Genomic DNA, 26,467 nt, shown 5'->3' with positions numbered 1-26,467 from the left:
CCCCGCCGGGTCGACCCGGCCGGGCACGGTCCTTCGCGGACAGACGCCACGAAGCTCCCCTCAAGAGCGCACAGCCGCACCACGTCTGGCAGGAGTGGGAAGAAGTTGATTTCATTTTCCTTCGAGCCGCGTGCCGAAGATGTCTTCTGGTCCTGCGGCGTGCGGCCGGAGCACCCGGACCGGCCCGAGCACCCCGAGCTGACCGGCGCGGACTTCTCCATCGACTTCTTCAAGGCGGACCTGCGGCTCGTCGTCCACGGTGTGGATCTCGGCCTGCGCACGCCCGGACTGCCCGTGGCCGACTTCGCACTCATGCTGGAGTACGCGAGGAGAGAGCTGGAGACACGGAGTGACATCGCGGTGGAGACGAGCGTGACCCAGCATGTGTTCTCCTTCAGCCGCGAGGCGGAGGTCGTCACCTTGACGACGAACTACGCGCCGGCCGTGGCCCGACTGACCTGGCCCGAGCTGCGGCAGCTCACGGAGCGGGCGAAGGCCGAGGCGTACCGGCTGATCACCACCGCGCATCCGCGACTGCGCGACAACGTGTGGCTGCGGGAGACCGTGGGAACTCCGTCGGACGTGTGATCCCCCGGCCGCCGCGCAGTCACCCGAAGAACCGAGGGCGCCCCCCGTAGCCGGGAGGCGCCCTCGGTGTCGTCCCGTCAGGACGGGCGGTGTCAGCGGTTCTGGCCGCCCAGGTGGTGTACCCGGATCATGTTGGTGGTGCCGGGGACGCCGGGGGGCGAGCCGGCGGTGATGATGACCGTGTCGCCCGCGTCGAAGCGGCCCAGCTTGGCGATCTCCTGGTCCACCAGGTCGACCATCTCGTCGGTGGTGTTCACGAACGGCACGACGTGCGACTCCACGCCCCAGCTCAGGGTGAGCTGGTTGCGGGTGCCCTCGTCCGTGGTGAAGGCGATGATCGGCTGGCAGGCGCGGTAGCGGGACAGCCGGCGGGCGGTATCACCGGACTGGGTGAAGGCGACCAGGCCCTTGGCGCCGAGGAAGTCGGCGATCTCGGCGGCCGCGCGGGCCACCGAACCGCCCTGCGTGCGCGGCTTCTTGCCCGGCACCAGCGGCTGCAGGCCCTTGGAGAGCAGCTCCTGCTCGGCCGCGACGACGATCTTCGACATCGTCTTCACGGTCTCGATCGGGTACGCGCCGACGCTCGACTCGGCCGACAGCATGACCGCGTCGGCGCCGTCCAGGATCGCGTTGGCGACGTCGGAGGCCTCGGCGCGGGTCGGGCGGGAGTTGGTGATCATCGACTCCATCATCTGGGTCGCCACGATCACCGGCTTGGCGTTGCGCCGGCACAGCTCGATCAGGCGCTTCTGCACCATGGGGACCTTCTCGAGCGGGTACTCGACGGCCAGGTCGCCACGCGCCACCATCACGGCGTCGAACGCCGCGACGACGTCGACCATGTTCTCGACCGCCTGCGGCTTCTCCACCTTGGCGATGACGGGAACCCGGCGGCCCTCCTCGTCCATCACGCGGTGGACGTCCTGGACGTCCTTGGCGTCGCGGACGAAGGACAGGGCGACCATGTCGCAGCCCATGCGGAGGGCGAAGCGCAGGTCTTCGACGTCCTTCTCGCTCAGCGCGGGCACGTTGACGGCCGCGCCGGGCAGGTTGATGCCCTTGTGGTCGGAGACGACACCGCCCTCGATGACGATGGTCTTCACCCGGGGGCCCTCGACGTCGAGGACCTTCAGCTCGACGTTGCCGTCGTTGATGAGGATCTGGTCGCCGCGCGAGACATCGCCCGGCAGCCCCTTGTACGTCGTACCGCAGATGTGCTTGTCGCCCGGCACGTCCTCGGTCGTGATGACGAACTCGTCACCGCGCTGCAGCTCGACCGGGCCCTCGGCGAAGGTCTCCAGGCGGATCTTCGGGCCCTGGAGGTCGGCGAGGACGCCGATGGCGCGGCCGGTCTCCTTGGACGCGGCACGGACGCGGTCGTACCGCGCCTGGTGCTCGGCGTGGGTGCCATGACTGAAGTTGAACCGGGCAACGTTCATGCCCGCCTCGATCATGGCGACGAGCATCTCGTGGGAGTCGACCGCGGGGCCGAGAGTACAGACGATTTTCGAACGGCGCATGGGGCGATCCTATCGGTTTGTTTCGCTACGGAATATTCCGTCTGGCGGAAGATACAAATGAGTGCCGCACCGCTCAGGTGCTGCTATTCAGTTGCTCTTTCCGACCAGTGCGTATGTCTGGGTCGCGATCTCCAGTTCTTCGTCCGTCGGCACCACGGCGACCGCCACCCGGGCGGACTCGGGCGAGATCAGCCGCGGCTCGCCGCCGCGCACGGCGTTGCGCTCCGGGTCGACCGCCAGCCCCAGGCCCGTCAGGCCCGCGATCGCCGCCTCCCGCACCGGTGCCGCGTTCTCGCCGACACCGGCGGTGAAGACGACCGCGTCCACCGTGCCGAGCACCGCGTAATAGGCGCCGATGTACTTCTTTATCCGGTGAATGTAAATGTCGAAGGCGAGCGCGGCCTCTTCGTCACCCTCGTCGACCCGGCGGCGGATCTCCCGCATGTCGTTGTCCCCGCACAGACCGAACAGGCCGCTCCTCTTGTTGAGAAGAGTGTCGATCTCGTCCATGGACATTCCCCCAACCCGTGCCAAATGGAAGATGACGGCCGGGTCCAGGTCACCGGAGCGCGTACCCATCACGAGCCCCTCCAGGGGCGTCAGCCCCATGGAGGTGTCCACGCACCGGCCCTTCTCGACCGCGGAGGCCGAGGCGCCGTTGCCCAGGTGCAGGACGATCACGTTGACCTCGGCCGGGTCCTTGCCCAGCAGCCGGGCGGTCTCCCGGGAGACGTAGGCGTGCGAGGTGCCGTGGAAGCCGTAGCGGCGGATCCGGTGGCGGTCGGCGATCTTCGGGTCGATCGCGTAGCGCGCCGCCGCCTCCGGCATCGTCGTGTGGAACGCCGTGTCGAAGACGGCGACCTGGGGCAGGTCGGGGCGGAGCGCCTGCGCGGTGCGGATACCGGTGAGGTTGGCCGGGTTGTGCAGCGGGGCGACCGGGATCAGCCGCTCGATCTCGGTGAGCACCTCGTCGTCGACGACCGTGGGCTCGGTGAAGAACAGCCCGCCGTGCACCACCCGGTGTCCGATCGCGGCCAGATCCGGGGAGTCCAGACCGAGGCCGTCCCGGCCCAGCTCCTCGGCGACCGCCTTCAGCGCCGCGTCGTGGTCGGCGATCGGCCCGGTGTGCTCGCGGGAGTCGCCGGACATGAGGCAGGTGTGCTGCAGCCGGGAGGTCTGCTCGCCGATGCGCTCGACCAGGCCCACCGCGAGACGGCTGCTGTCCCGCATGTCCAGGAGCTGGTACTTCAGCGACGAGGAGCCGGAGTTGAGGACGAGGACACGGGTGGGGGAGGTCACTGCTGGGACGCCTTCTCGCTGGGGTTCTGGGCCTGGATCGCCGTGATGGCGACGGTGTTGACGATGTCCTGGACGAGCGCGCCCCGGGACAGGTCGTTGACCGGCTTGCGCAGGCCCTGCAGCACCGGGCCGACGGCGATCGCGCCGGCCGAGCGCTGCACGGCCTTGTAGGTGTTGTTGCCGGTGTTGAGGTCGGGGAAGATCAGCACGCTGGCCTGCCCGGCGACCTCGGAGCCGGGCAGTTTGGTGGCCGCCACGGACGGCTCCACGGCCGCGTCGTACTGGATCGGCCCCTCGATCTTCAGATCGGTCCGGCGCGCACGCGCCAGCTCGGTGGCCTCGCGCACCTTGTCGACGTCGGCCCCGGAGCCGGACGTGCCCGTGGAGTACGACAGCATCGCGATCCGCGGCTCCACGCCGAACTGCGCGGCCGTGCCCGCCGACTGGATGGCGATGTCCGCCAGCTGCTCGGCGTTCGGGTCCGGGTTGACCGCGCAGTCGCCGTACACCAGCACCTTGTCCGCCAGGCACATGAAGAACACCGACGACACGATCGAGGAGTCCGGCCGGGTCTTGATGATCTCGAAGGCGGGCCGGATGGTGGCGGCCGTGGAGTGCACCGAGCCGGACACCATGCCGTCGGCCAGGCCCTCCTGCACCATCAGGGTGCCGAAGTAGTTCACGTCCGAGACGACGTCGTAGGCCAGCTCGACCGTGACGCCCTTGTGGGCGCGCAGCGCGGCGTACCGCTCCGCGAAGGCGTCGCGCAGTTCGGAGGTGGCCGGGTCGATCAGCTGGGTGTCGCCGAGGTCGATGCCGAGGTCCGCGGCCTTCTTGCGGATCTGGTCGACCGGGCCGAGCAGGGTCAGGTCGCACACGCCCCGGCGCAGCAGCACCTCGGCCGCGTGCAGCACCCGCTCCTCGGTGCCCTCCGGCAGGACGACCCGCCGCTTGTCGGAGCGGGCCTGCTCCAGCAGCTTGTGCTCGAACATCATCGGGGTGACCCGGTCGCTGCTCGGCGCCGAGACCCGGCGGGCCAGGTCGGCGGTGTCGGCGTACCGCTCGAACAGGCCGAGCGCGGTCTCCGCCTTGCGCGGGGTGGCCGCCGTCATCTTGCCCTCCAGCGAGAAGAGCTGCTCGGCGGTGGGGAAGCTGTTGCCGGTCACGGAGAGGACGGGGGTGCCCGGGGCGAGGCGGGCGGCGAGGGTGAGGATCTCGTCGCGCGGCACCTCGTTCAGCGTCAGCAGTACGCCGGCTATCGGCGGGGTGCCGGCGCTGTGCGCGGCCAGCGAGCCGATGACCAGGTCGGCGCGGTCGCCCGGGGTCACCACGAGGCAGCCCGGGGTCAGGGCGCCCAGCAGGTTGGGCAGCATGGCGCCGCCGAAGACGAAGTCCAGCGCGTCCCGGGCGAGGCCCGAGTCGTCGCCGAGCAGCACCCTGGCGCCGAGGGCGTGCGCGATCTGGGAGACGGTCGGCGCGGACAGGGCGGGCTCGTCCGGCACGACGTAGCAGGGCACCGGCAGCCGGTCGGCGAGCCGTTCGGCGATCTCGTCACGGTCCTCGCGGGCCACCCGGTTGGTGACCATGGCCAGCACGTCGCACCCGAGCCCGTCGTACGCGCGGTAGGCGTTGCGGGTCTCGGCCAGCACCGACTCGGTGGTCTGCTTGCGTCCGCCCACGACCGGGATCACCGACGCGCCGAACTCGTTGGCGAGCCGGGCGTTCAGGGACAGTTCGTCCGGCAGCTGCGTGTCGGCGAAGTCGGTGCCGAGGACCAGGACGACGTCGTAGTCGCGGGCCACCAGGTGGAAACGGTCGACGAGGGCGGAGACCAGCTCGTCGGTGCCCTGCTCGGCCTGGAGTGCGGACGCCTCGTGGTAGTCCATGCCGTAGACGGTCGCCGGGTCCTGCGAGAGCCGGTACCGGGACCGCAGCAGCTCGAACAGGCGATCGGGTCCGTCGTGGACCAGCGGCCGGAACACGCCCACCCGGTCGACCTGCCGGGTCAGGAGTTCCATGACTCCCAGCTCCACGACCTGGCGGCCGTCACCGCGGTCGATCCCGGTCACGTACACGCTGCGCGTCACGTGTCCACTCCGTTCCTCATGTCTTGGATATCGCGTCTGCGGCATAAAAATCGCCCACCGAGGTGAGCAGGACCCTCTTGACAATACCCCCGCTGACGGATAAGGCGCCCGTCAAGACCTCACCTGCCTGGCGGACGTGAAACAATCGACACCGGCTCACCGGTACCGACAGCGAGCAGGAGACACAGCACGATGCGCATCGGAGTTCTCACCGCAGGCGGCGACTGCCCCGGCCTGAACGCCGTGATCCGGTCGGTCGTGCACCGGGCGGTGGCGCAGTACGGCGACGAGGTCATCGGCTTCGAGGACGGTTACCGGGGTCTGCTGGACCGCCACTACCGCGGCCTCGACCTGGACGCGGTCAGCGGCATCCTGGCTCGCGGCGGCACCATCCTCGGCTCCTCCCGGCTGGAGCGTGACCGGCTGCGCGAGGCCTGCGAGGGCGCCGCCGACATGGTCGAGGAGTTCGGCATCGACGCGCTGATCCCGATCGGCGGCGAGGGCACGCTGACCGCGGCCCGCATGCTCTCCGACGCCGGCCTCCCGGTCGTCGGCGTCCCCAAGACCATCGACAACGACATCTCCTCCACGGACCGCACCTTCGGCTTCGACACCGCCGTCGGCGTCGCGACCGAGGCGATGGACCGCCTGAAGACCACCGCCGAGTCCCACCAGCGCGTGATGGTCGTGGAGGTCATGGGCCGGCACGCCGGCTGGATCGCCCTGGAGTCCGGCATGGCCGCCGGCGCGCACGGCATCTGCCTGCCCGAGCGTCCCTTCGACCCCGCCGACCTGGTCAAGATGGTCGAGGAGCGCTTCTCCCGCGGCAAGAAGTTCGCCGTCATCTGCGTCGCCGAGGGCGCCCACCCCGCCGAGGGCTCCATGGACTACGGCAAGGGCGACATCGACCAGTACGGCCACGAGCGCTTCCAGGGCATCGGCACCGCGCTGGCCTACGAGCTGGAGCGGCGCCTCGGCAAGGAGGCCAAGCCGGTCATCCTCGGCCACGTCCAGCGCGGTGGCGTACCCACCCCCTACGACCGCGTCCTCGCCACCCGTTTCGGCTGGCACGCCGTCGAGGCCGCGCACCGCGGCGAGTTCGGCCGGATGACCGCGCTGCGCGGCACCGACATCGTGATGGTGCCGCTCGCGGAGGCGGTCACCGAGCTGAAGACCGTGCCCAAGGACCGGATGGACGAGGCCGAGTCGGTCTTCTGAGCCGAGCGGCTCCCGGACGGGCCCTGCCCTCGCGACGCCGGCCCGTCGGCGGTCAGCCGGGCCGGTCCTCGACGGCCGTCCAGAAGTTCTCGACGATCCCGTCCAGGAACTGCTGCCCCGACTCGCTCGCGCTCCGGCTGCCGCCGCCCCAGCTGAGGGTGGCGGCCATGTGCCCCTGGTAGTCCTGGTGCAGCTCCTGCAGTACGTGTTCCACGACGCCCTTGTCCAGGGGGGCGAGCCTCATCACCGGCCGCACATAGGCCTGCCAGCGAGTGGTCACCGCGCTGTGCAGCAGGTCGGCGAGCTTCGCCTCGCGGCCGGTGACGGCGACGAAGTCGGGCATGGCGAGGTCCAGGACCTGCGCGAGCGCGGCCGACTGGCGCTCGTTGCCCCGCCACTGCCCGCTCTCCTCCGCCCGCAGATACGCGCCCAGGTCCATGCCGACGGCATGGGCGACGTCCTCGGGCGCGACGGCCCGGGCGATGCGGTGTTCGCGCAGCGTCCTCGGCCGGCCGATGAGTTCGCCCGGTGAACACCACAACACGCCCGCGAGCGCGGTGAGTTCGGGATTGCTCGGCGTGACCGCGCCGCGCTCCCAGGCGATCACGAGATCAGGGGTGACATACGGCATCCCGTACGAGGCACGCATCCCGTAGGCGACGTGCTCGGGTCCCATGCCCAGCGCGGCGCGGAGCCTGCGGGCGGCCGGGGCGTTGAACGGGGGAGCCGGGGGGTTCGGTTGGGCTGAGTGGCGCACCCGGCACAAAGTAGGGGTGCGCGGGAGCGGTGACTACGGTCGGTTCCGCCGAGATCACGGATCGTAGGAACGTACGGGTTGATCACGCCCAGTGAACTGGCACTCGGTGTCAACGGCCGTGACCTGCGAGTGTCTCGTGTCACCCGTTCACCGCGCCGCCCCGGGTGAACCCGCCGCCCGGCCGCCGTGCCACCAGAACATACAAAAGAATCACCGGCACCGAACAGACCGCGACGCCGGAGAAGCCGTGCCGGGCCGAAGAAGCCGTGCCGGGACGCTCACCGCCCCTGGAACACCCACCGGTACACCAGCTCCGGCCGCCCCACCTGCCCGTACACCGGCTTCCGCGCGGCCCGCCCCGACTCCACCAGGTGCTCCAGGTACCGCCGGGCGGTGATCCGCGAGATCCCGACGGCCTCGGCCACCCCGGCCGCCGTGAGCCCCTGCGCCGCCTCCCGCAGCGTCCCCGTCACCCGCTCCAGTGTCGGCCCGCTCAGCCCCTTCGGGAGGGCCGCGGGCGAGGGTGCGCGCAGCACCGCCAGCGCCCTGTCCACGTCGTCCTGCCCGCTCGCCTCGCCCACCGCCGCGTGGAACTCGGCGTAGCGGACCAGCCGGTCCCGGAGCGTCGAGAACGTGAACGGCTTCAGGACGTACTGGACGACCCCGAGGGAGACGCCCTCCCGCACCACCGCCAGATCCCGCGCCGAGGTCACCGCTATCACGTCCGCGTGATACCCGGCCGCCCGCAGCGAACGGGCCAGCTGCAGCCCGTGCACGTCCGGCAGGTGCAGGTCCAGCAACAGCAGGTCCACCGCCGTACGGTCCAGGACGCGCCGTGCCTCCGCGCCCGTGTGCGCCTTCCCGACCGCGACGAACCCGGGCACCCGGCCGACGTACATCACGTGCGCGTCGGCGGCTACCGGGTCGTCCTCGACGACGAGAACACGGATGGGCTGCTGGTCGTCCGTCATCTGCCGCCACCCGGGGACGTGCTGCCTTCCACCGCGGTGCCCCCGCCTGGGGATGTGCCACCGCCTGGCGCTGTGCCGCCGACCGGGGACGTGCCGTCCTTCGGGGGCGGGGCACCGGTCTCCCCGCCGCCCGCCGTCGGCACGCGCAATGGCAACCGCACCTCGAACACCGCTCCGCCCTCGCCGTCCTCGCCCGACTCCGCCACCGTCAGCGTGCCCCCGTGGCGGGTCGCCGCCTGCCGGACCAGGGCCAGTCCGAGTCCCCGGCCGCCTGGGCCGGCGGGCTTCGTGGAGAACCCCCGTTGGAATACCAGGTCGGCGTGGGCGGGGTCGACACCGGGGCCGGTGTCGCAGACCCGCAGTACCAGTTCGGCGGGCGAGGCGCACGCCGTCACGGTCACCCGCGCCCCCGCCGTCCCCTGCGCCGCGTCCACCGCGTTGTCGATCAGGTTGCCGAGGATCGTGACCAGGTCCCGCGCCGGCAGTCCGGGCGGGAGCAGGCCGTCGTCCAGGCGGCTGTCCGCTGAGACCACCAGTTCCACGCCCCGCTCGTTCGCCTGGGCGGTCTTGCCCAGCAGCAGTGCGGCCAGCACCGGTTCGCTCACCGCCGCCACCACCTGGTCGGTCAGGGCCTGCGCCAGCTCCAGTTCGGCCGTGGCGAACTCCACCGCCTCCCCGGCCCGGCCCAGCTCGATCAGCGAGACGACGGTGTGGAGGCGGTTGGCCGCCTCGTGCGCCTGCGAGCGCAGCGCCTGGGTGAAGCCGCGCTCGGTGTCCAACTCGCCCATCAGGGACTGGAGTTCGGTGACATCGCGGAGGGTGACGACCGTTCCCCGCTGCTCGCCGCCCGAGACGGGGGACGTGTTCACCACCAGCACCCTGGACGCCGTCAGGTGCACCTCGTCCACCCGGGGCCGGGAGGACAGCAGGGCGCCGGTCAGCGGGGCGGGCAGGCCGAGACCGGCCACCGAGCGGCCCACCACCTCCTCCTCCGGGCCCACGCCGAGCAGTTCCCGGCCGCCGTCGTTGATCAGGGCCACCCGGTAGCGGCCGTCCAGCATCAGCAGCCCTTCCCGGACCGCGTGCAGCGCGGCCTGGTGGTAGTCGTGCATCCGGCTCAGCTCGGTGGCGTTCATCCCGTGGGTGTGGCGGCGAAGGCGGGCGTTGATCACATAGGTGCCGACCGCGCCCAGCAGCAGCGTGCCGCCCGCCACCCCGAGCAGCGCGGCGACCTGGTCCTGGACCCGGGCGCTGATCGTCTCCACCTTGATGCCCGCGCTCACCAGCCCGACGATCCGGCCGCTGTCCGTGACGGGGGTCACCGCGCGGACGGACGGGCCGAGGGTGCCGGTGTAGGTCTCGGTGAGGGTGCGGCCGTGCTGGGCGGCACCGATGTTGCCGAGGAAGCGTTTGCCGATCTGCTTCCGGTCGGGGTGGGTCCAGCGGATGCCGGACGGGTTCATGATCGTGACGAAGTCGACGTTCGCGTCCCGGGTGACCCGGAGGGCGTACGGCTCCAGCCGGGCCGTGGGATCCGTGGTGCGGATCGCCGCGCGGACCGAGGGGGAGTCGGCGACCGAGCGGGCCACCGCCGTCGCCTGCCGGGCGGCGGCGTCCTCGGCCTGCCGCTGGTCGCCGACGTAGGTGAACAGCGCGTACCCGGCCACGACGAGCGCGATCAGCACGGCCTGCACGGCGAACAGCTGGCCGGCGAGGCTGCGTGGTCGCGGGAGGGTGGGGAGGCGCATGTCAGCAGTGTGCCTCTGCGGTCAATCGTGAACTAAATGAACGGAAGGGTGACCGCCCTCACAGGGCGGGAGATAGTCACGGCATTCCCCAACAACGCCCGGACGTGAGCCGCACGCCGGTTGTTCGCCGACGAAGACGTCAAGGAGGGCAGTCGTGGCCGCCAGCACTCCCGATACGGCACCTGCCGCACCCCGTGTGAAGCGGGACCGGACCCATTATCTGTACATCGCCGTCATCGCGGCGGTCGCGCTCGGCATCGCCGTGGGGCTGATCTGGCCCGATGCCGCGGTGGAGCTGAAGCCGCTGGGCACCGGGTTCGTGAACCTGATCAAGATGATGATCTCGCCGATCATCTTCTGCACCATCGTGCTCGGTATCGGTTCCGTGCGGAAGGCCGCCAAGGTGGGGGCCGTCGGCGGTATCGCCCTCGGATACTTCCTGGTGATGTCGCTCGTCGCACTCGCCATCGGCCTCGTCGTCGGCAACGTGCTGCACCCCGGGGACGGGCTGCACCTGACCGACGCGCTCAAGCAGAGCGGGCACGCCCAGGTCGAGAGCGACGCGCTGCCGCCCGTCGACTTCGTGCTGTCGATCATCCCGACCACGTTCGTGTCCGCGTTCACCCAGGGCCAGGTGCTCCAGACGCTGCTGGTGGCGCTGCTCGCCGGGTTCGCGCTCCAGGCCATGGGCCCGGCCGGGCAGCCGGTGCTGCGCGGTGTCGAGCACATCCAGCGGCTCGTCTTCCGCATCCTGTCCATGGTGATGTGGGCCGCGCCGATCGGTGCCTTCGGCGCGATCGCCGCCGTGGTCGGCTCCGCGGGCGTGGACGCGCTCAAGAGCCTTGCGGTTCTGATGCTCGGCTTCTACCTCACCTGCTTCCTGTTCGTCTTCGTCGTGCTCGGGTCGCTGCTGCGGATCGTCGCGGGGCTGAACGTCTTCTCCTTGTTCAAGTACCTCGCCCGCGAGTTCCTGCTGATCCTGTCCACCTCGTCCTCGGAGTCGGCCCTGCCGCGGCTGATCGCGAAGATGGAGCACCTGGGCGTCAGCCGGCCGGTCGTCGGCATCACCGTGCCGACCGGCTACTCCTTCAACCTCGACGGCACGATGATCTACATGACCATGGCGTCGCTGTACATCGCGGACGCGCTGGGTACGCCGATGTCGATCGGCGAGCAGATCCCGCTGCTGCTGTTCCTGCTGCTGGCGTCCAAGGGCGCGGCCGGGGTCAGCGGGGCGGGGCTCGCCACCCTGGCCGGCGGGCTCCAGTCGCACAAGCCGGCGCTGGTGGACGGGGTCGGGCTGATCGTCGGCATCGACCGGTTCATGAGCGAGGCGCGTGCGCTGACGAACTTCGCGGGCAACGCGGTCGCGACCGTGCTCGTGGGCACGTGGACCAAGGAGATCGACAAGGTGCGGGTACGGCGGGTGCTGGCGGGTGAGCTGCCGTTCGACGAGACGACGGCGCCGGACGAGAGCCGGTCCACGGTGGACGAGGCCCCCGCGGCCCCCGAGGCCGAGGACGGCCTGGTCAAGGCCTAGGCGCCCGCGGGGACTGCGCCCGCGGGGACTGCGCCCGCGGGGACTGCGCCCGCGGGGACTGCGCCCGCGGGATTGTCCCCGTCGTGCCGCGGCCGACCCCGTTCCTCGTGGCGGGACCGCGGCCACGCCGGCGGAGCCGCACGGCACCGCGGCCCCGCGCCCGCGAAGGGGCGCTGACCGCCCTTCGTCTCCGGACGTCCGGCCCCTCCTGAACCGGGGCCGGGCGTCCGGTACCGCCGCCGGGCGGCCGAGTCTCCCCCGTGACCCGGCCGCCCGGCTTGCTCTCTGCCGTCGGCGGACCGCGCTACGGCACCTCGGCCACCAGCTCGGTGGCCCGCGAGGCGGGTACGCCCGCCGCGGTCAGGACGGCGACCGTGGCGGAGCGGCCCGCCTCCTCGGCTGCCACGAGGCCGTCGTTCACCGCCTCCATCACCGCGAAGAGCATCTGCTCGTGCACGTACGCGAGGGCCGGCGCGGGCAGCGGGGAACTGAAGGCGCCCTCGTCCAGGCCGCGCTGCAGCAGGCTGACCTTGCTGTCGCGCAGGGGTGCCAGGCGCTCGCGGATGCCCTGCACGGTGACCGTGCGCTGGGCCAGGGCGATCAACAGCCGGTAGCGGTCGGCGACCGGCCACAGGGCGAGCACCGAGCGGGCCACCGCCTCCGCCGGATCGGTCACGCCGTGGCGGGCGCGCGAGTCCGCGTCCGCCAGCGCCTCCACGGCCCCGTCCACCAGGGTGCTGATCAGCGCTTCCCGGCTGGGGAAGTGGCCGTAGACCGTCCGTCGTACGACCCCCGCGGCGCGCGCGATCTGGTCCATGGAGGCGTCGGGATCGCGCAGCAGCTCGGCGAGGGCGACGTCGAGGATGCGGCGCCGGTTGGCGTCGGCGCGGCTGGTGTTGCCCGTGGTCATGGCGGTCATTCTGCCTCCCCGGAGCCCTGGCCGGGCCCTGTCCGGAACCTCAGCTCGCCCCGGACCTTCCCCCGGGCGCGGCGGGCGACCGGCATGCGATCGGCATGCGACCTGCGTACGACCTGCGTGCGACCGGCCTGCGACGGCCCGAGTTGCACACTACTGTGCAACGCCGTACATTGCACATGGCTGTGCAATTACACGCCACTGTGCAATCCGTCGCGTACCCCGAGGAAGGCGATCCCTGCCATGCGACTCGTCATGACCGAACCGGTCGAGAGGATGGAGCGCCCCTACGCCCGGCGCTGGTGGGCGCTGCTGGTGCTCTGCCTCAGCCTGCTGATCATCGTGATGGCCAACACCGCCCTCACGGTGGCGGCGCCCGACATGACGAAGGACCTCGGCCTCTCCAGCGCCGACCTCCAGTGGGTGATCGACGGCTACACCGTCCCCTACGCGGCGCTGATGCTGCTGCTCGGCGCGATCGGCGACAAGTACAGCCGGCGCGGGGCGCTCGTGCTCGGGCTCCTCGTCTTCGGCGCGGGCGCCGTCTTCGGGTACCTCGCCGACAGCGCGGCGACCGTCATCGCGGCCCGCGCCGTGATGGGTGTCGGCGCGGCGCTGATCATGCCGGCCACGCTCTCGCTGCTCGCCGCGACCTTCCCGCGCGCCGAGCGGGCCAAGGCCATCGTGCTGTGGACGGCGACCGCCGGCCTCGCCATCGCCGCCGGCCCGGTGGTCGCCGGCGCGCTGCTGCGCGACCACGGCTGGTCCTCCACCTTCCTGATCAACGTGCCCATCGCGGCCGTCGCCGTCGTCGCCGCCCTGGTCCTCGTGCCGCCCTCCAAGGCCGGCCACCACGACCGCATCGACTACGTCGGCGGAGCGCTCTCGGTGATCTGGACCGGCGCGCTCATCTACATGATCATCGAGGGTCCGCACTTCGGCTGGGGCGCCAAGGCCGTCGGGGCGGCCGTGACCGCGGGTGTCGGCCTGGTCGCCTTCGTCCTGTGGGAGCTGCGCCACCCGCGCCCCATCCTGGACGTGCGCCGCTTCGCCGATCGCCGGTTCGCGGGCTCCAACCTCGCCGTCGCCCTGTTCTTCCTCGCCGTCTTCGGCGCCTTCTACTACCTCACCCAGCACCTGCAGTTCGTCCTCGGCTACGACGCCCTGCAGACCGGTGTGCGCATGCTGCCGCTGGCCGGTGCCGTCTTCGTCGGCTCGGCCCTGACCGGCTGGCTCACCCCGCGCGTCGGGATGAAGTGGACCGTCAGTGCGGGCATGGTCGGCGGCACGACCGCCCTCGCACTGCTGACGCGGGTGGACGCGGGCTCCACCTACGGCGACTTCCTGGCACCGCTGATCATCCTGGGCCTCGCCATCGGCCTCGCCCTCTCGCCCTGCACCGACGCCATCATGGGCGCGTTCCCGGAGTCCGAGCTGGGCGTCGGCGGCGCCGTCAACGACACCTCGCTGGAGCTGGGCGGCTCCCTCGGCATCGCCATCCTGGGCTCGCTGCTCGCCACCTCCTACGGCGACCACCTCACCGACGCCACAGCGGGCAGCAAGCTCCCGGCGAGCGCCCTGGACACCGCGCAGGACTCGGTCGGCGCCGGGTACGCCGTCGCGCAGGGCATCGGGGAGAAGGCGCACCAGGCCGCCGCGCGGGCCCAGCAGGCGGGTGACCCGCAGCAGGCCGCGCAGCTCAAGCAGCAGGCCGCCGAACTCGCCGGCGGTGCCCGGCAGATGGCCGACGCGGTCGGCTCCGCCTTCTCCGACGCGGTGGCCCACACCAGCCTGGTCGGCGCGGTGATCCTCGGCATCGGCACGGTCCTGGTGGCCGTCCTGCTGCCGCGCCACGAGTCCGCGGCGCCGGAGCCGGAGTCCGGGGAGAAGGAACTGGTGGACACCGCGGCCGGCTGACGCCTGTTCCGCCAGGCCCACCGGGCCGCGGTCCGCCCCGGGTCACCGAACCCGGCACGGACCGCGGCCCGGGCGCACGTGCTCCCGAGCGGCGCCCGCGTCTCCCGCAGCCCTGGCGAGACGCACCGCGCCCGGCCGCCCCCGCCGCCCGCCGTGGGGCTCACGTGGAGCGCCTTGCCGGTGGGCGGGCTCACGTGGAGTACCTTGCCCGCCGGCGGACGCAACTCCAGCGCCTCACGGTCGGCGGGCTCAAGGTCCGAGCCTTGCCGGTCGGCGGGCTCGAACCCCGTGCCTCACCGGCCGGCGGGGCTCAAGCCGCTGCGACTCACCGGACGGCGGGGGCTCAAGCCGCGGCGCCTCACCGGCTTCCGGTCAGCTCCCGTTCGGCCACCGTCCGGAAGCTGTGGGGAGGGCGGCCGGTGAGGCGCTGGACGGTGTCGGTGGTGCGGTCCTCGGCGCCCCGGGCGATGGCCCGGTCCATGCCGGCCAGCATGACCGCGAACTCCAGCGGGACCGAGGCGGCCAGCCGGTCGCGCAGCTGCTCGTACGTCAGCCGGCGGTGGGTCACGGGGCGGCCGGTGACCTGGGTGACGACGGTGGCGACGTCGTCGTGGCTGAGCGTCTCCGGACCGGTCAGGACGAGGTCGGTGTCCGGCACGCGGTCGTCGGTCAGGGCGCGGGCGGCGACGGCGGCGATGTCCTCGGCGTCGACGAATCCGATCCGGCCGGTGTCCGTGGCGGTCAGGATGGCGCCCTCGTCGCGGATGCTGCGGGCGTGGGCGTGTGTGCCGGTGAAGTTCTGCATGAACCACGAGGGCCGCAGGACCGCCCACTCGTCGAACAGTCCGGGCAGGGCCCGGTGGACCGCGCCCACCCCGGGGCCGCCCTCCGGGATGGCCGAGGAGCCGAGGAGCACGACGCGGCGGACGCCCGCCGCCCGCGCCCGGCGGAGGAAGGGCAGCATGACCGCGGCCGGGTCCGGGTCACCCACCGGCGGCACGAGGTAGAGGCGCTCGGCTCCGGCGAGGGCGGCGCCGTGGCCGGCGGGGTCGTACCAGTCGAAGCGGACCGGTTCCGCACCCGGGAGCGGGGTGGCCCCGCGGCTCGCGGCCCTGACCCGGTGGCCGGCGGCGGTCAGCGCGGCGGTGGTCCGGCTGCCGGTGGTACCGGTGGCCCCGGTGACGAGGGTGGTGCCGGTGCCGGTCACCGGGCACCGCTCCCGGCGAAGTCCAGGCCGGGCGCCTGCACGGCGAGGGGGTTCCAGTAGTCCCGGTAGGAGACGAAACGTCCGTCCCGGACCGAGACGACGGCGATGTAGGTCATGTCGAAGGGGGCGCCCGTCCCGGTCACCCGGCCCACGCCGCGCATCTCGACCACGAGGGTCTCCGGGTCCGTGGTGCGGTGGATCCGCAGGTCGGGGAAGTCGCGCAGGTCGATGTGGTCGGGATAGGGGCGCATGTAGGCGGCGATGGCCTCGCGGCCCTCCAGGCGGTCCGGCCAGCCGGGGGGCGCGAAGGGGAACTCCATGACACCGTCTTCGGCCCACAGGGCGATCCAGGCGGGAATGTCCTTCTCCAGGAGCAGGCGCAGGCTGTGACGGTAGAGCTGTTCCGGTGAGGTGCCCGTGGGCGTGGTCATGGGGTCCTCCGTCCCGTACGATACGGACCAGCGGTCCGCTTTGAATGACGATACGGACCGCCGGTCCGCATCGCAAGCGACGGCAGATGATCGCAGGGGATCGCAGGTGATCGCGGGTAATCGCCAGCGGTCGCCAGTGATCGCAAGCAGCGTCAGGGAGGAACCACGTGGCCGAGCGCAGACCGCGCAAGGACGCCATGCGCAACCGGGCGGCCGTCTTCGCCGCCGCCGACGCGCTCTTCGCCGAGTGCCCGAGCCCCGACGGCGTCACCATGGCCGACATCGCGACGGCGGCCGGCGTGGGCAAGGCGACCCTGTTCCGCGCCTTCGGTGATCGCACCGGACTGATCCGCGCACTGTACGAGGCACGCCTGGAGCCGCTGACGAAGGCGGTCGAGGAAGGCCCGCCGCCGCTGGGGCCCGCCACCCCGCCGCTGCTGCGGGTGCCCGCCCTGCTCGACGCCGTCCTGTGCTTCAAGCTCGACAACCGCCACCTGGCGCTGGCCCTGGAGCGGACCGGTGCCGACAGCCCCTACGACGCGGAGCACTACGAGCGCTGGCACGCCCTGCTCCGTGCGCTGCTGGCGTGCGTCCCGGGCCTGGACGGCAGCGATTTCGCCGCCCACGCGCTGCTCGCCGCCACCCGGGCCGACCTGGTCGAGTACCTGGCCGCGGGGAAGGGCCGGACCCGTGAGGAGATGCGGGCCCAGCTGGCGGACTTCACCGCCCGGGTGCTCGGTGCCGGCGCGCCGCCGGGCACCGCCGGTGACGGATGACGCCGAGCGCGGTCGGCCCGACGCGGCGACGTGCCGGCCCGACGCAGTAACGTGCCGGACCGGACCGGACGGGACCGGAAGGGACCGGACCGGCCGGAACGGTACGTTCGCCCGCGGCGTCAGTACAGGCGTCGGCACACACACGGAGGCACGGGGGATGAAGATCGACTGGGACCGGCGGACCTGCGCGCGCAAGGGTCATGTGACCTACGCGCCCGACGATCCCCGGCTGCGGACGCGGCTGCACGCCCGGACCGCGCTGGGCGACGTCTGGCGGTGCCTGCGCTGCGGCGACTTCGTGCTCGGCGAGCCGCACGGCTCGGGACCGGCCTCGAACGCCCCGCTGGTACCGCGCGGCAAGGTGCTGCGGGACCTGTTCGTCCTGCGCTTCCTGGCCGTCGAGCGGGCCGTGCGCGGGGTGTTCATCGTGCTGGTCGCGGTCGCGGTGTGGAAGTTCAGCAACAGCCAGGACGCCGTGCGCCGCCTGTTCGACGAGTACCTGGACGTCTTCCGTCCGGTGTTCCGGCACTTCCACTACGACCTCGACCACTCGCCGGTCGTCGGCTCCGTCCAGAAGGCGTTCGGCTACCGGCACTCCACCCTCCTGCTGGTGGCCGCGCTGCTGCTCGCGTACGCGCTGATCGAGCTCGTCGAGGCGGTCGGCCTCTGGTACGCCAAACGCTGGGCGGAGTATCTGACGGTGGTCGCGACGGCCGCCTTCCTCCCGCTGGAGATCTACGAACTCACCGAGCACGTCAGCTGGCTGAAGATCGCCACGCTGGTCCTCAACATCCTCGCCGTCCTGTACATCGCCCTGACGAAGCGGCTGTTCGGGCTGCGCGGCGGGCGCCGGAAGTTCGAGGAGGAACGGCACAGCGCCTCACTGCTGGAGGTGGAGGAGTCGGCGGGGATGGCCGTCTAGGGCGGTCGCCGCCGGCTTCCCGGCCGGCTCCGGCATCGCACACGAAAAATCCCCCGGCAATTGCGCTCGGGGGATTTCTGTGCGTATATTCAGTGGTTCGCGACTTCATTTTTCATGGTCGCGGAGAACGTCACTGAGCAGAGTATATCCGGGCGGGAGCGGAATTGTCAAACACCGAATTTCCGGACGATGAATTGCGTCAGGAACAGGAATTCATCGACGGACTGTACGCGCGCGTGGACGTGCTGCGCGGTGCGGCCGAGGGCTCGGTCCGGGACGCGCTCGCCCAGGGCGACAAGCCCATGCAGGCCCGGCTGGAGCGGGACATCCTGGTCGCCGAGCGCTCGGGGCTGCTCGCCGCGCTGAACGCCGTGGACGGCTCGCTGTGCTTCGGCCGGATCGACCTCGCCGACGGCACGAAGCACCACATCGGCCGGATCGGGCTGCGCGAGGACGACGCCGCGCTCACCCCGGTCCTCATCGACTGGCGGGCCGACGTCGCCCGCCCCTTCTACCTGGCCACCGGCCACACCCCGATGGGACTGCGCCGCCGCCGGCACATCACCACCGAGGGCCGGACCGTCACCTCGCTGCACGACGAGATCCTGGACATCGGCGACGCCACCCGCACCGGCCACGAGGACCACGACGCCGACGCCGTCCTGCTGGCCGCGCTGAACTCGGCGCGCACCGGCCGGATGAGCGACATCGTGCAGACCATCCAGGCCGAGCAGGACGAGATCATCCGGGCGCCCCACCGCGGTGTGCTGGTCGTGGAGGGCGGACCGGGCACCGGCAAGACCGCGGTCGCCCTGCACCGCGCGGCCTACCTGCTGTACGAGTACCGGGAGCTGCTGGCCCGCCGGGCGGTCCTCATCGTCGGCCCCAACCCCGCCTTCCTCGGCTACATCGGCGAGGTGCTGCCCTCCCTCGGCGAGACCGGGGTGCTGCTGGCCACCGTCGGTGAACTGTTCCCGGGCGTGAAGGCCACCGCGGCCGACACCCCCGAGGCCGCCGCCGTCAAGGGCCGCGCCGAGATGGCCGACGCCCTCGCCGCCGCCGTACGCGACCGCCAGGCCCTGCCCGACCCGGTCATCGCGATCGAGCACGACCGCGAGGTGCTGATGCTGGACGACGGCCTGGTCGGCGTCGCCCGGGAACGCACCCGCGCGGCCGGGCTGCCGCACAACGCGGCCCGCGAGTACTTCGAGGGGCACATCCTCAACACGCTCACCGAGCTGTACGCCGAGCGCGTGGGCACCGACCCCTACGACGGCAGCAGCCTGCTCGACCCGGCCGACATCACCCAGATCCGGGACGAACTCGCCGAGAACCCCGAGGTCTGGGACGCCGTCGACCAGCTGTGGCCCCGCATCACCCCGCAGCGGCTGCTCGCCGACTTCCTCGCCGAGCCGGACGGCTACCTCCCCGCCGCGGACGCCGACGCGATCCGCCGCCCGGTGACCCGTGCCTGGACCGTCGCCGACGTACCGCTGCTGGACGAGGCGGCCGAACTCCTCGGCGAGGACGAACGGCTGGCGCGGGCCCGCGCGGAGCGCGAGCGCGAGACCCAGATCGCGTACGCGCAGGGCGTCCTCGACGTCTCCTACGCCTCCCGGACCTACGAGTTCGAGGACAAGGAGGACGACGACCCGGACGCCTCCGAGGTCCTGTCGGCGCACGACATCATCGACGCCGAGCGGTTCGCCGAGCGGCAGGAGGAGGCGGACCACCGCAGCGCCGCCGAGCGGGCCGCCGCCGACCGCACCTGGGCGTTCGGGCACATCATCGTGGACGAGGCGCAGGAGCTGTCGCCGATGGCCTGGCGGCTGCTGATGCGGCGCAGCCCGACCCGCTCGATGACCCTGGTCGGCGATCCCGCCCAGACGGCGGAGGCGGCCGGTGTCGGCTCCTGGGCGGACATCCTCGCCCCCTATGTCGAGGACCGCTGGGAGCACACCCGCCTGGGCGTCAACTACCGGACCCCGGCCGAGATCATGGACCTGGCGGCAGCCGTGGTCCGCGCCGGTAAGCCGGACTTCGAACCGCCGCGTTCCGTCCGCTCCACCGGCGTTCGCCCGTGGGTGCGGCAGGCGCCCGACGACCTGCCCGGCGCGGTGGCCAAGGCGGTCGCCGAACTCACCCCGGCCGAGGGCCGCCTTGCGGTGATCGCCCCGCGCGCACTGCACCGCTCCCTGGCCGCGCGCCTGGACGGCGTCACCGCGGGCGGCGAGCCGGACCTGACCCGGACGGTCGTGCTGCTCGACCCCCGCCAGGCCAAGGGCCTCGAGTTCGACTCCGTCCTGGTGGTCGAGCCGGGCGCCTACGGCACGAGCGACCTGTACGTGGCCCTGACCCGCGCCACCCAGCGGCTCGGGGTGCTGTACACGGGGCGGCTGCCGACGGGGCTCGCCGCCTCCCCGGTGTGACCCGGGCCCGTTCCCAGCGGTGCGGATGAAGGGGGCTCCGGGGCTCCGGGCGACGGCCCGGAGCCCCCTTCCTCAGGCCGGCCGCAGCCACACCGTCGCCAGGGGCGGCAGTGTCAGCCGGATGCTCGCCGGGCGGCCGTGCGCCCCCTGCGGCTCCGGTTTGACCGGCTCGGGATGGCCCACGTCACCGCCGCCGTACCGCGCCGCGTCCGTGTTCAGCACCTCCGCCCAGGCCGGTACCTCCTCCGGTACCCCGATCCGGTAGTCGTGGCGGACCACCGGTGCCAGGTGGGAGACCGCGAGCAGCGGGGTGCCGTCGGCGTCACGGCGCAGGAACGCGAAGACGTTGTCGTCCGCCGCGTCCCCGGTGATCCACTCGAAGCCCGCCGGGTCGGTGTCCAGCTGCCACAGGGCAGGGGTCGCGCCGTACAGCGCGTTGAGGTCCCGTACGAGGTCCCGCACGCCCCGGTGGTCCGCCTCGGCGCCGTACGCCGGATCCAGCAGCCACCAGTCGGGGCCGTGGGCCTCGGACCACTCGGCGCCCTGCGCGAACTCCTGTCCCATGAACAAGAGCTGCTTGCCGGGATGGGCCCACATGAAGCCCAGGTAGGCGCGGTGGTTCGCGCGCTGCTGCCACCAGTCGCCCGGCATCTTCGACACCAGGGACCGCTTGCCGTGGACCACCTCGTCGTGGGAGATGGGCAGGACGTAGTTCTCGCTGTAGGCGTACACCATCGAGAACGTCATCTCACCGTGGTGGTACCTGCGGTGCACGGGATCGTGGCTCATGTACTGGAGCGAGTCGTGCATCCAGCCCATGTTCCACTTCAGGCCGAAGCCGAGCCCGCCGAAGCCGCTCGGCCCCCTGAGGTGGGTGGGGCGGGTCACGCCGTCCCAGGCCGTCGACTCCTCGGCGATGGTCACCACCCCCGGGCAGCGCCGGTACACGGTGGCGTTCATCTCCTGCAGGAACGCCACCGCGTCCAGGTTCTCCCGGCCGCCGTGCTCGTTCGGCGTCCACTGACCCGGCTCGCGCGAGTAGTCCAGGTAGAGCATCGAGGCGACGGCGTCCACGCGCAGCCCGTCGATGTGGAACTCCTCGCACCAGTACACGGCGTTCGCCACCAGGAAGTTGCGCACCTCGCGCCGGCCGAAGTCGAACTCCAGCGTGCCCCAGTCGGGGTGGGCGGCCCGCAGCGGGTCGTGGTGCTCGTACAGGGGGCGCCCGTCGAACTCCGCGAGCGCCCACGCGTCGCGCGGGAAGTGGGCCGGCACCCAGTCCATCAGCACCCCGATGCCGGCCTGGTGCAGCCGGTCCACCAGGTACTTGAAGTCGTCCGGGGTGCCGAGTCGGGCCGTCGGGGCGTAGAAGCCGGTGACCTGGTAGCCCCACGAGCCGCCGAAGGGATGCTCGGCGACCGGCATCAGCTCCACGTGCGTGAAACCCATCTCGCTGACATACGCCGGGAGTTGCTCGGCCAGCTGGCGGTAGGTCAGGCCCGGCCGCCAGGACGGCAGGTGCACCTCGTAGACCGAGAAGGGGGCCGCGTGCACCGGAGTGTCACCGCGCCGGGCCAGCCATTCCGCGTCCCCCCACTCGTGCCGGGAGACGTGCACGATCGAGGAGGTGGCGGGCGGGACCTCGGTACGGCGGGCCAGCGGGTCGGCGCGCAGGGTGCGCGAACCGTCCGGGCGGGTGATCTCGAACTTGTACAGCTCGCCCTCGCCGATCCCGGGCACGAACAGCTCCCAGACCCCGGTGGCGCCGAGCGAACGCATCGGGAAGCCGGTGCCGTCCCAGAAGTTGAACCCGCCCGTGACCCGCACGCCCCGCGCGTTCGGCGCCCACACCGCGAACCGGGTGCCGGTCACGCCCTGCCGGGTGGTGACGTGCGCACCGAGCGCCCGCCACAGCTCCTCGTGCCGCCCCTCGCCGATCAGATGCAGGTCCAGGTCGCCGAGGGTGGGCAGGAAGCGATAGGCGTCCTCGGTCTCGTGGGCCGTGCCGTCGTAGGTCACGAGCAGGCGGTAGGCGGGGATCCCGGTCAGCGGGAGCAGCCCGGAGAAGAAGCCGTCGCCGTCGTCGTGCAGTTCCGCCCGCACGTCGGCGGAGACCACCGTGACCGCTTCGGCGCGCGGGCGGAAGGCCCGGAAGGCGACCCCGCCGGGCACCGGGTGCGCGCCGAGGACGGAGTGCGGATCGTGGTGGGTGCCGTGCAGCAGCCGCTCGCGGTCGGCGGCGTGCACGGCGGGGGCGACGGCGACCTCCCGTTCGGGCGGCGCCGACTGCGGGGGCACCCGCGCCTCCCGCGTCTCCCGCGTCTCCGTCGGCTCCCTCGTCTCCTGTGCTTCCGTCGTCTCCTTCGTCTCCTTCGTCTCCCTTGACTCCCTTGTCTCCCTCGTCTTCTTCTCGGGTTTCGTCTTGCCTGACTTGTTCCTGGCGGCTGGCTTCTTGGACGTCACGGGTGAGTCTCCCGGGCGAGGATCGGTCAGGTCGGGTCGGGCGCGGCGAGGCGACGGATCGCCGACAGCGGTACGGGCAGCCAGTCCGGGCGGTGCCGGGCTTCGTAGACGACCTCGTAGACCGCTTTGTCGGTCTCGTAGGCCCGCAGCAGCACCGGGTCGGTGCGCGGGTCACGCCCGGACGCCTCCGCGTACCCGGAGCAGTAGGCGGCACGGCAGGCGTGCGCCCATTCCGGGGCGGGCGGGTTCGCCGAGTAGGCGGCGTAGTCGAAGGAGCGGAGCATCCCCGCCACGTCCCGCACCGGCGGCTGCGGCATGCGCCGTTCGGCGAGCGGCCGGGCCGGCTCCCCCTCGAAGTCGATCAGCGACCAGTCCCCGGACGGCGAGCGCAGGCACTGCCCCAGATGCAGATCACCGTGGACGCGCTGGGCGGTCCAGGTGCGGCCCTCGGCGGCGAGCGAGGCCAGCGCCGTGTAGGCCGAGCGCAGCCCGTGCTCGTACGGCCGCAGCGCCGGCACCGCCTGCACGGCCGCCGCCAGCCGCTCGGTCATGCCGTCGACCAGCAGCTCCAGCTGGGCGTGGCCGAGGGTGACCGACGGCAGGGCCCGGGCCAGGGCGGTGTGCACCTCGGCGGTGGCCCGGCCAAGCGCCCGGGCCTCGGCGGCGAAGTCCTCGCCCTTGGCCAGCTCGCGCAGCGCCAGCTCCCAGCCGTCGCTCGCCCCGCTGACGTAGGGCTGGAGCACGGCGAGCACATACGGCTCCCCGCCCGGCTCGGCGCGCAGCCAGCCGGTGGGTGCGGGCACCCGCGGACAGCCCTCCCCCGCCAGGGCGAGGGGTATCTCCAGGTCGGGGTTGACACCGGGCACGACCCGGCGCAACAGCTTGAGGATGAACGTATCTCCATAGACGACCGACGAGTTGGACTGCTCGGCGGTCATCAGCCGGGGTACGAGGCCCGCCCGTATCTCCTGCCCCGGCTCCCGCTCGAAGCGCAGCACTCCGACCCGGGCGCGGGTGCGCAGGGCCTCCAGGAGCACATCGGCCGGCCGGGGGTCGTACAGGGCCTCGTACACCGTGCGTCCGGCGAGCGGGCCCTCGGTCACATGGCCGATCAGCGCGGGCGCCAGCCGGGGCGGCAGCGCCTCGCGCACGCCTATGAGGAGCTGGTAGCAGTCCCCCGGGTGCGGCGGGGCGCCCGGCGCGGGGGGCTGGTGGACGCGCAGGATCAGGTGGTACAGACCCAGCCGGCCGATAGGGGCACCTCCCTGCTCGGACGAGGCCGGGAGGCCGGGGGAGGGCAGCAGTTCGGTGACGGCCACCGGGGTGAACCCGGTGACCGGGCGCCCCTTGCCCGCGAACCAGCGCTGCCGGGGCAGCCACGTGCGCAGCAAGGGGTCGAGCGAGGCGAGGAGGGAACCGGTGGTGCCGAAGGGGGTGACCGTTTCCGCCATGGGGCGTCACGTCCTTTCCCCGGAGGTCGTCGGGGTGTTACTGATGCGTGCCCCGGGTGGGGCGGTGGAAACGCCGCACCGCCCCACCCGGGCCGGACCGTCGCCGTGCCTACACGGCGTCCTGGCGCAGCCGGAACCAGTAGAAGCCGTGGCCCGCGAGGGTGAGCAGGTACGGCAGTTCACCGATCGCCGGGAACCGGACCCCGCCGAACAGCTCCACGGGATGCCGTCCGCCGAACCGGCTCAGGTCCAGTTCCGTGGGCTGGGCGAAGCGGGAGAAGTTGTGGACGCACAGCACGAGGTCGTCCCCTCCCTCCTCCGACAACGGGGCCTCGCGCAGGAAGGCGAGCACCGCCGGGTTCGACGACGGCAGCTCGGTGTAGGAGCCCAGTCCGAAAGCGGGGTTCTGCTTCCGGATCTCGATCATGCGCCGGGTCCAGTGCAGCAGACTGGACGGGGAGGACATGGAGGCTTCCACGTTGGTGACCTGGTAGCCGTAGACCGGGTCCATGATGGTGGGCAGGAACAGCCGTCCCGGGTCGCAGGACGAGAAACCCGCGTTGCGGTCGGGTGTCCACTGCATGGGCGTGCGTACGGCGTCGCGGTCGCCGAGCCAGATGTTGTCGCCCATGCCGATCTCGTCGCCGTAGTAGAGGATCGGCGAGCCGGGCAGCGACAGCAGCAGGGCGGTGAACAGCTCGATCTGGTTGCGGTCGTTGTCGAGCAGGGTCGCCAGACGCCGGCGGATGCCGATGTTGGCGCGCATCCGCGGGTCCTTGGCGTACTCGGCCCACATGTAGTCGCGTTCCTCGTCGGTGACCATTTCGAGGGTCAGCTCGTCGTGGTTGCGCAGGAAGATGCCCCACTGGCAGCCGGACGGGATCGCGGGGGTCTTGGCGAGGATCTCGGAGACCGGGTAGCGGGACTCCCGCCGTACGGCCATGAAAATGCGCGGCATGACGGGGAAGTGGAAGGCCATGTGGCACTCGTCGCCGCCGGACCGGAAGTCGCCGAAGTAGTCGACGACGTCCTCGGGCCACTGGTTCGCCTCGGCGAGGAGCACCTTGTCGGGGTACTGGGCGTCGATCTCCTTGCGCACCCGCCGCAGGAACTCGTGGGTCGCCGGCAGGTTCTCGCAGTTGGTGCCCTCCTGCTGGTACAGGTACGGCACCGCGTCCAGCCGGAACCCGTCGATGCCGAGATCCAGCCAGAACTTCAGCGCGGAGATCATCTCCTCCTGCACCGCCGGGTTCTCGTAGTTCAGGTCCGGCTGGTGCGAGAAGAAGCGGTGCCAGTAGTACTGCTTGCGTACCGGGTCGTACGTCCAGTTGGAGACCTCGGTGTCGACGAAGATGATCCGGGCGTCCTGGTACTGCTTGTCGTCGTCGGCCCAGACGTAGTAGTCCCCGTACGGACCGTCCGGGTCGCGCCTCGACTCCTGGAACCACGGGTGCTGGTCGCTGGTGTGGTTCATGACGAAGTCGATGATCACGCGCATGCCGCGCTGGTGGGCGGCGTCCACGAACTCCACGAAGTCGGCGAGGTCACCGAACTCCGGAAGCACGGCGGTGTAGTCGGAGACGTCGTAACCGCCGTCTCGCAGGGGCGACTTGAAGAACGGCGGCAGCCACAGGCAGTCCACGCCGAGCCACTGCAGATAGTCGAGCTTGGCGGTCAGGCCCTTCAGGTCGCCGACGCCGTCGCCGTTGCTGTCCTGGAAGGAGCGGACCAGTACCTCGTAGAAGACGGCGCGCTTGAACCAATCCGGATGCCGGTCCTTGGCGGGAGTGTCCTCGAAGGTGTCCGGGACGGGCTCGTTGACGATCATATGGCGGGTGACCCTCCGATCTGCGGGTTGGACGGTCGCAGGACGGTGAAGACATGCGCGGGCCTATGACCCGGTTCGAGGCGCACATAGTTGGCCCTGCCCCAGTGGTAGGTCTCGCCGGTGAGCTCGTCGCGCACCGGCACGGACTCGTGCCAGTCCAGGCCGAGTTGCGGCATGTCCAACGAGACCGTCGCCTCCTGGGTGTCGTGGGGGTCGAGGTTGGCGACCACCAGAACCGTGTTCGATCCGCTCCGCTTCGAGTAGGCGATCACCGCGTCCTTGTCGACGTGATGGAAGTGCAGGTTCCGCAGCTGCCGCAGGGCCGGGCTGTCCCTGCGGACGGCGTTGAGCCTGGTGATGAGCGGGGCGATGGTGCGGCCCTCGCGTTCGGCGGCTTCC

20 protein-coding genes and 1 pseudogene are annotated in these 26,467 nt (G+C 71.8%); 7 read left to right on the top strand and 14 right to left on the bottom strand.

The window, feature by feature from the left end; all coding sequences use genetic code 11:
* The first annotated feature begins 105 nt into the window (after nt 1–105).
* Nucleotides 106–588, top strand: a complete 483-nt coding sequence (locus AB0B40_RS06055; protein ID WP_362263172.1) for a hypothetical protein — start codon at nt 106–108, stop codon at nt 586–588.
* A 92-nt stretch (nt 589–680) separates the two neighbouring features.
* On the opposite strand, the gene pyk is transcribed toward AB0B40_RS06055, so the two are convergent.
* From pyk to pta, 3 genes are all read right to left on the bottom strand, one after another.
* Entirely contained in the window at nt 681–2,108 is a 1,428-nt protein-coding gene (gene pyk / locus AB0B40_RS06050) for a pyruvate kinase (protein WP_345048546.1), read from the bottom strand.
* 87 nt (nt 2,109–2,195) lie between these two features.
* Nucleotides 2,196–3,407, bottom strand: a complete 1,212-nt coding sequence (locus tag AB0B40_RS06045) for an acetate kinase (protein WP_345048545.1) — start codon at nt 3,405–3,407, stop codon at nt 2,196–2,198.
* On the bottom strand, nt 3,404–5,494 hold the full coding sequence (pta, locus tag AB0B40_RS06040) for a phosphate acetyltransferase (protein ID WP_345048543.1): 2,091 nt from the start codon (nt 5,492–5,494) through the stop codon (nt 3,404–3,406). Before pta ends, AB0B40_RS06045 begins: the two co-directional genes overlap by 4 nt.
* Nucleotides 5,495–5,686: 192 nt before the next feature.
* On the opposite strand from pta, the gene AB0B40_RS06035 reads away from it, so the two are divergent.
* Nucleotides 5,687–6,712, top strand: a complete 1,026-nt coding sequence (locus AB0B40_RS06035) for an ATP-dependent 6-phosphofructokinase (protein ID WP_345048542.1) — start codon at nt 5,687–5,689, stop codon at nt 6,710–6,712.
* A gap of 52 nt (nt 6,713–6,764) precedes the next feature.
* Here AB0B40_RS06035 and AB0B40_RS06030 read toward each other — a convergent pair whose 3' ends face one another.
* The 4 genes and pseudogenes from AB0B40_RS06030 to AB0B40_RS06015 form a co-directional block, all read right to left on the bottom strand.
* Entirely contained in the window at nt 6,765–7,469 is a 705-nt protein-coding gene (locus AB0B40_RS06030; RefSeq protein ID WP_345048541.1) for an XRE family transcriptional regulator, read from the bottom strand.
* Between the two features lie 139 nt (nt 7,470–7,608).
* Nucleotides 7,609–7,698: pseudogene (locus AB0B40_RS06025) on the bottom strand (carbohydrate ABC transporter permease); the annotation flags it as partial.
* A gap of 49 nt (nt 7,699–7,747) precedes the next feature.
* Complete coding sequence (locus tag AB0B40_RS06020) at nt 7,748–8,440, bottom strand: response regulator (RefSeq protein WP_345048539.1); 693 nt, start codon at nt 8,438–8,440, stop codon at nt 7,748–7,750.
* The gene (locus AB0B40_RS06015) at nt 8,437–10,188 is read right to left on the bottom strand and encodes a sensor histidine kinase (protein WP_362263167.1); all 1,752 of its coding nucleotides are present in this window, start codon (nt 10,186–10,188) and stop codon (nt 8,437–8,439) included. Before AB0B40_RS06015 ends, AB0B40_RS06020 begins: the two co-directional genes overlap by 4 nt.
* A 154-nt stretch (nt 10,189–10,342) precedes the next feature.
* Between AB0B40_RS06015 and AB0B40_RS06010 the strand changes: the two genes are divergently transcribed.
* Nucleotides 10,343–11,728 (top strand): cation:dicarboxylase symporter family transporter, encoded by a 1,386-nt coding sequence (locus AB0B40_RS06010; protein ID WP_345048536.1) that lies wholly within the window; start codon nt 10,343–10,345, stop codon nt 11,726–11,728.
* A gap of 304 nt (nt 11,729–12,032) precedes the next feature.
* Here the strand turns inward: AB0B40_RS06010 and AB0B40_RS06005 are convergent, their stop codons facing one another.
* A complete protein-coding gene (locus tag AB0B40_RS06005) occupies nt 12,033–12,647 on the bottom strand; it encodes a TetR/AcrR family transcriptional regulator (protein ID WP_345048535.1) in 615 nt (204 codons plus the stop codon).
* Nucleotides 12,648–12,887: 240 nt separating this feature from the next.
* On the opposite strand from AB0B40_RS06005, the gene AB0B40_RS06000 reads away from it, so the two are divergent.
* Nucleotides 12,888–14,561: an MFS transporter gene (locus AB0B40_RS06000; protein WP_345048534.1), complete on the top strand. Its 1,674-nt coding sequence runs from the start codon at nt 12,888–12,890 to the stop codon at nt 14,559–14,561.
* A gap of 358 nt (nt 14,562–14,919) precedes the next feature.
* On the opposite strand, the gene AB0B40_RS05995 is transcribed toward AB0B40_RS06000, so the two are convergent.
* Both AB0B40_RS05995 and AB0B40_RS05990 read right to left on the bottom strand, forming a co-directional pair.
* Nucleotides 14,920–15,768 carry an NmrA family NAD(P)-binding protein gene (locus tag AB0B40_RS05995; RefSeq protein ID WP_345048532.1) on the bottom strand — a complete coding sequence of 283 codons (849 nt, stop codon included), beginning with the start codon at nt 15,766–15,768 and terminating at the stop codon, nt 14,920–14,922.
* Complete coding sequence (locus AB0B40_RS05990) at nt 15,765–16,199, bottom strand: nuclear transport factor 2 family protein (RefSeq protein ID WP_362263162.1); 435 nt, start codon at nt 16,197–16,199, stop codon at nt 15,765–15,767. The genes AB0B40_RS05995 and AB0B40_RS05990 overlap by 4 nt, the downstream gene beginning before the upstream one ends.
* 167 nt (nt 16,200–16,366) lie before the next feature.
* Here AB0B40_RS05990 and AB0B40_RS05985 point away from each other — a divergent pair, with 167 nt between their 5' ends.
* From AB0B40_RS05985 to AB0B40_RS05975, 3 genes are all read left to right on the top strand, one after another.
* A complete protein-coding gene (locus tag AB0B40_RS05985; RefSeq protein ID WP_362263159.1) occupies nt 16,367–16,975 on the top strand; it encodes a TetR/AcrR family transcriptional regulator in 609 nt (202 codons plus the stop codon).
* Between the two features lie 157 nt (nt 16,976–17,132).
* On the top strand, nt 17,133–17,897 hold the full coding sequence (locus AB0B40_RS05980; RefSeq protein ID WP_345048528.1) for a DUF2127 domain-containing protein: 765 nt from the start codon (nt 17,133–17,135) through the stop codon (nt 17,895–17,897).
* Between the two features lie 194 nt (nt 17,898–18,091).
* Entirely contained in the window at nt 18,092–20,326 is a 2,235-nt protein-coding gene (locus AB0B40_RS05975) for an ATP-dependent DNA helicase (RefSeq protein WP_345048563.1), read from the top strand.
* A gap of 72 nt (nt 20,327–20,398) precedes the next feature.
* Here AB0B40_RS05975 and glgB read toward each other — a convergent pair whose 3' ends face one another.
* The 4 genes from glgB to AB0B40_RS05955 form a co-directional block, all read right to left on the bottom strand.
* A complete protein-coding gene (gene glgB, locus AB0B40_RS05970; protein ID WP_362263405.1) occupies nt 20,399–22,624 on the bottom strand; it encodes a 1,4-alpha-glucan branching enzyme in 2,226 nt (741 codons plus the stop codon).
* Nucleotides 22,625–22,815: 191 nt separating this feature from the next.
* On the bottom strand, nt 22,816–24,240 hold the full coding sequence (locus tag AB0B40_RS05965; RefSeq protein ID WP_345048527.1) for a maltokinase: 1,425 nt from the start codon (nt 24,238–24,240) through the stop codon (nt 22,816–22,818).
* Between the two features lie 109 nt (nt 24,241–24,349).
* On the bottom strand, nt 24,350–26,068 hold the full coding sequence (gene treS / locus AB0B40_RS05960; protein ID WP_345048525.1) for a maltose alpha-D-glucosyltransferase: 1,719 nt from the start codon (nt 26,066–26,068) through the stop codon (nt 24,350–24,352).
* Nucleotides 26,065–26,467 (bottom strand): DUF3459 domain-containing protein (locus AB0B40_RS05955; protein ID WP_362263154.1); only part of this gene is annotated, 403 nt, incomplete at its 5' end. The genes treS and AB0B40_RS05955, both read right to left, overlap by 4 nt.

It is taken from the genome of Streptomyces sp. NPDC042638, assembly GCF_040647235.1.
Taxonomy (GTDB): Bacteria; Actinomycetota; Actinomycetes; order Streptomycetales; family Streptomycetaceae; genus Streptomyces; species Streptomyces rameus.
This window is presented reverse-complemented; position numbering and strand designations above follow the sequence as displayed.

Bases quoted from the DNA above. Each gene is read 5' to 3' on its own strand.
- AB0B40_RS05965 (WP_345048527.1), bottom strand. From the start codon at position 24,240: ATGGCGGAAACGGTCACCCCCTTCGGCACCACCGGTTCCCTCCTCGCC.
- AB0B40_RS06005 (WP_345048535.1), bottom strand. From the start codon at position 12,647: ATGACCGCCATGACCACGGGCAACACCAGCCGCGCCGACGCCAACCGG.
- pyk (WP_345048546.1), bottom strand. From the start codon at position 2,108: ATGCGCCGTTCGAAAATCGTCTGTACTCTCGGCCCCGCGGTCGACTCC.
- AB0B40_RS05980 (WP_345048528.1), top strand. From the start codon at position 17,133: ATGAAGATCGACTGGGACCGGCGGACCTGCGCGCGCAAGGGTCATGTG.
- AB0B40_RS06035 (WP_345048542.1), top strand. From the start codon at position 5,687: ATGCGCATCGGAGTTCTCACCGCAGGCGGCGACTGCCCCGGCCTGAAC.
- AB0B40_RS06015 (WP_362263167.1), bottom strand. From the start codon at position 10,188: ATGCGCCTCCCCACCCTCCCGCGACCACGCAGCCTCGCCGGCCAGCTG.
- treS (WP_345048525.1), bottom strand. From the start codon at position 26,068: ATGATCGTCAACGAGCCCGTCCCGGACACCTTCGAGGACACTCCCGCC.
- AB0B40_RS06000 (WP_345048534.1), top strand. From the start codon at position 12,888: ATGCGACTCGTCATGACCGAACCGGTCGAGAGGATGGAGCGCCCCTAC.
- AB0B40_RS05990 (WP_362263162.1), bottom strand. From the start codon at position 16,199: ATGACCACGCCCACGGGCACCTCACCGGAACAGCTCTACCGTCACAGC.
- AB0B40_RS06020 (WP_345048539.1), bottom strand. From the start codon at position 8,440: ATGACGGACGACCAGCAGCCCATCCGTGTTCTCGTCGTCGAGGACGAC.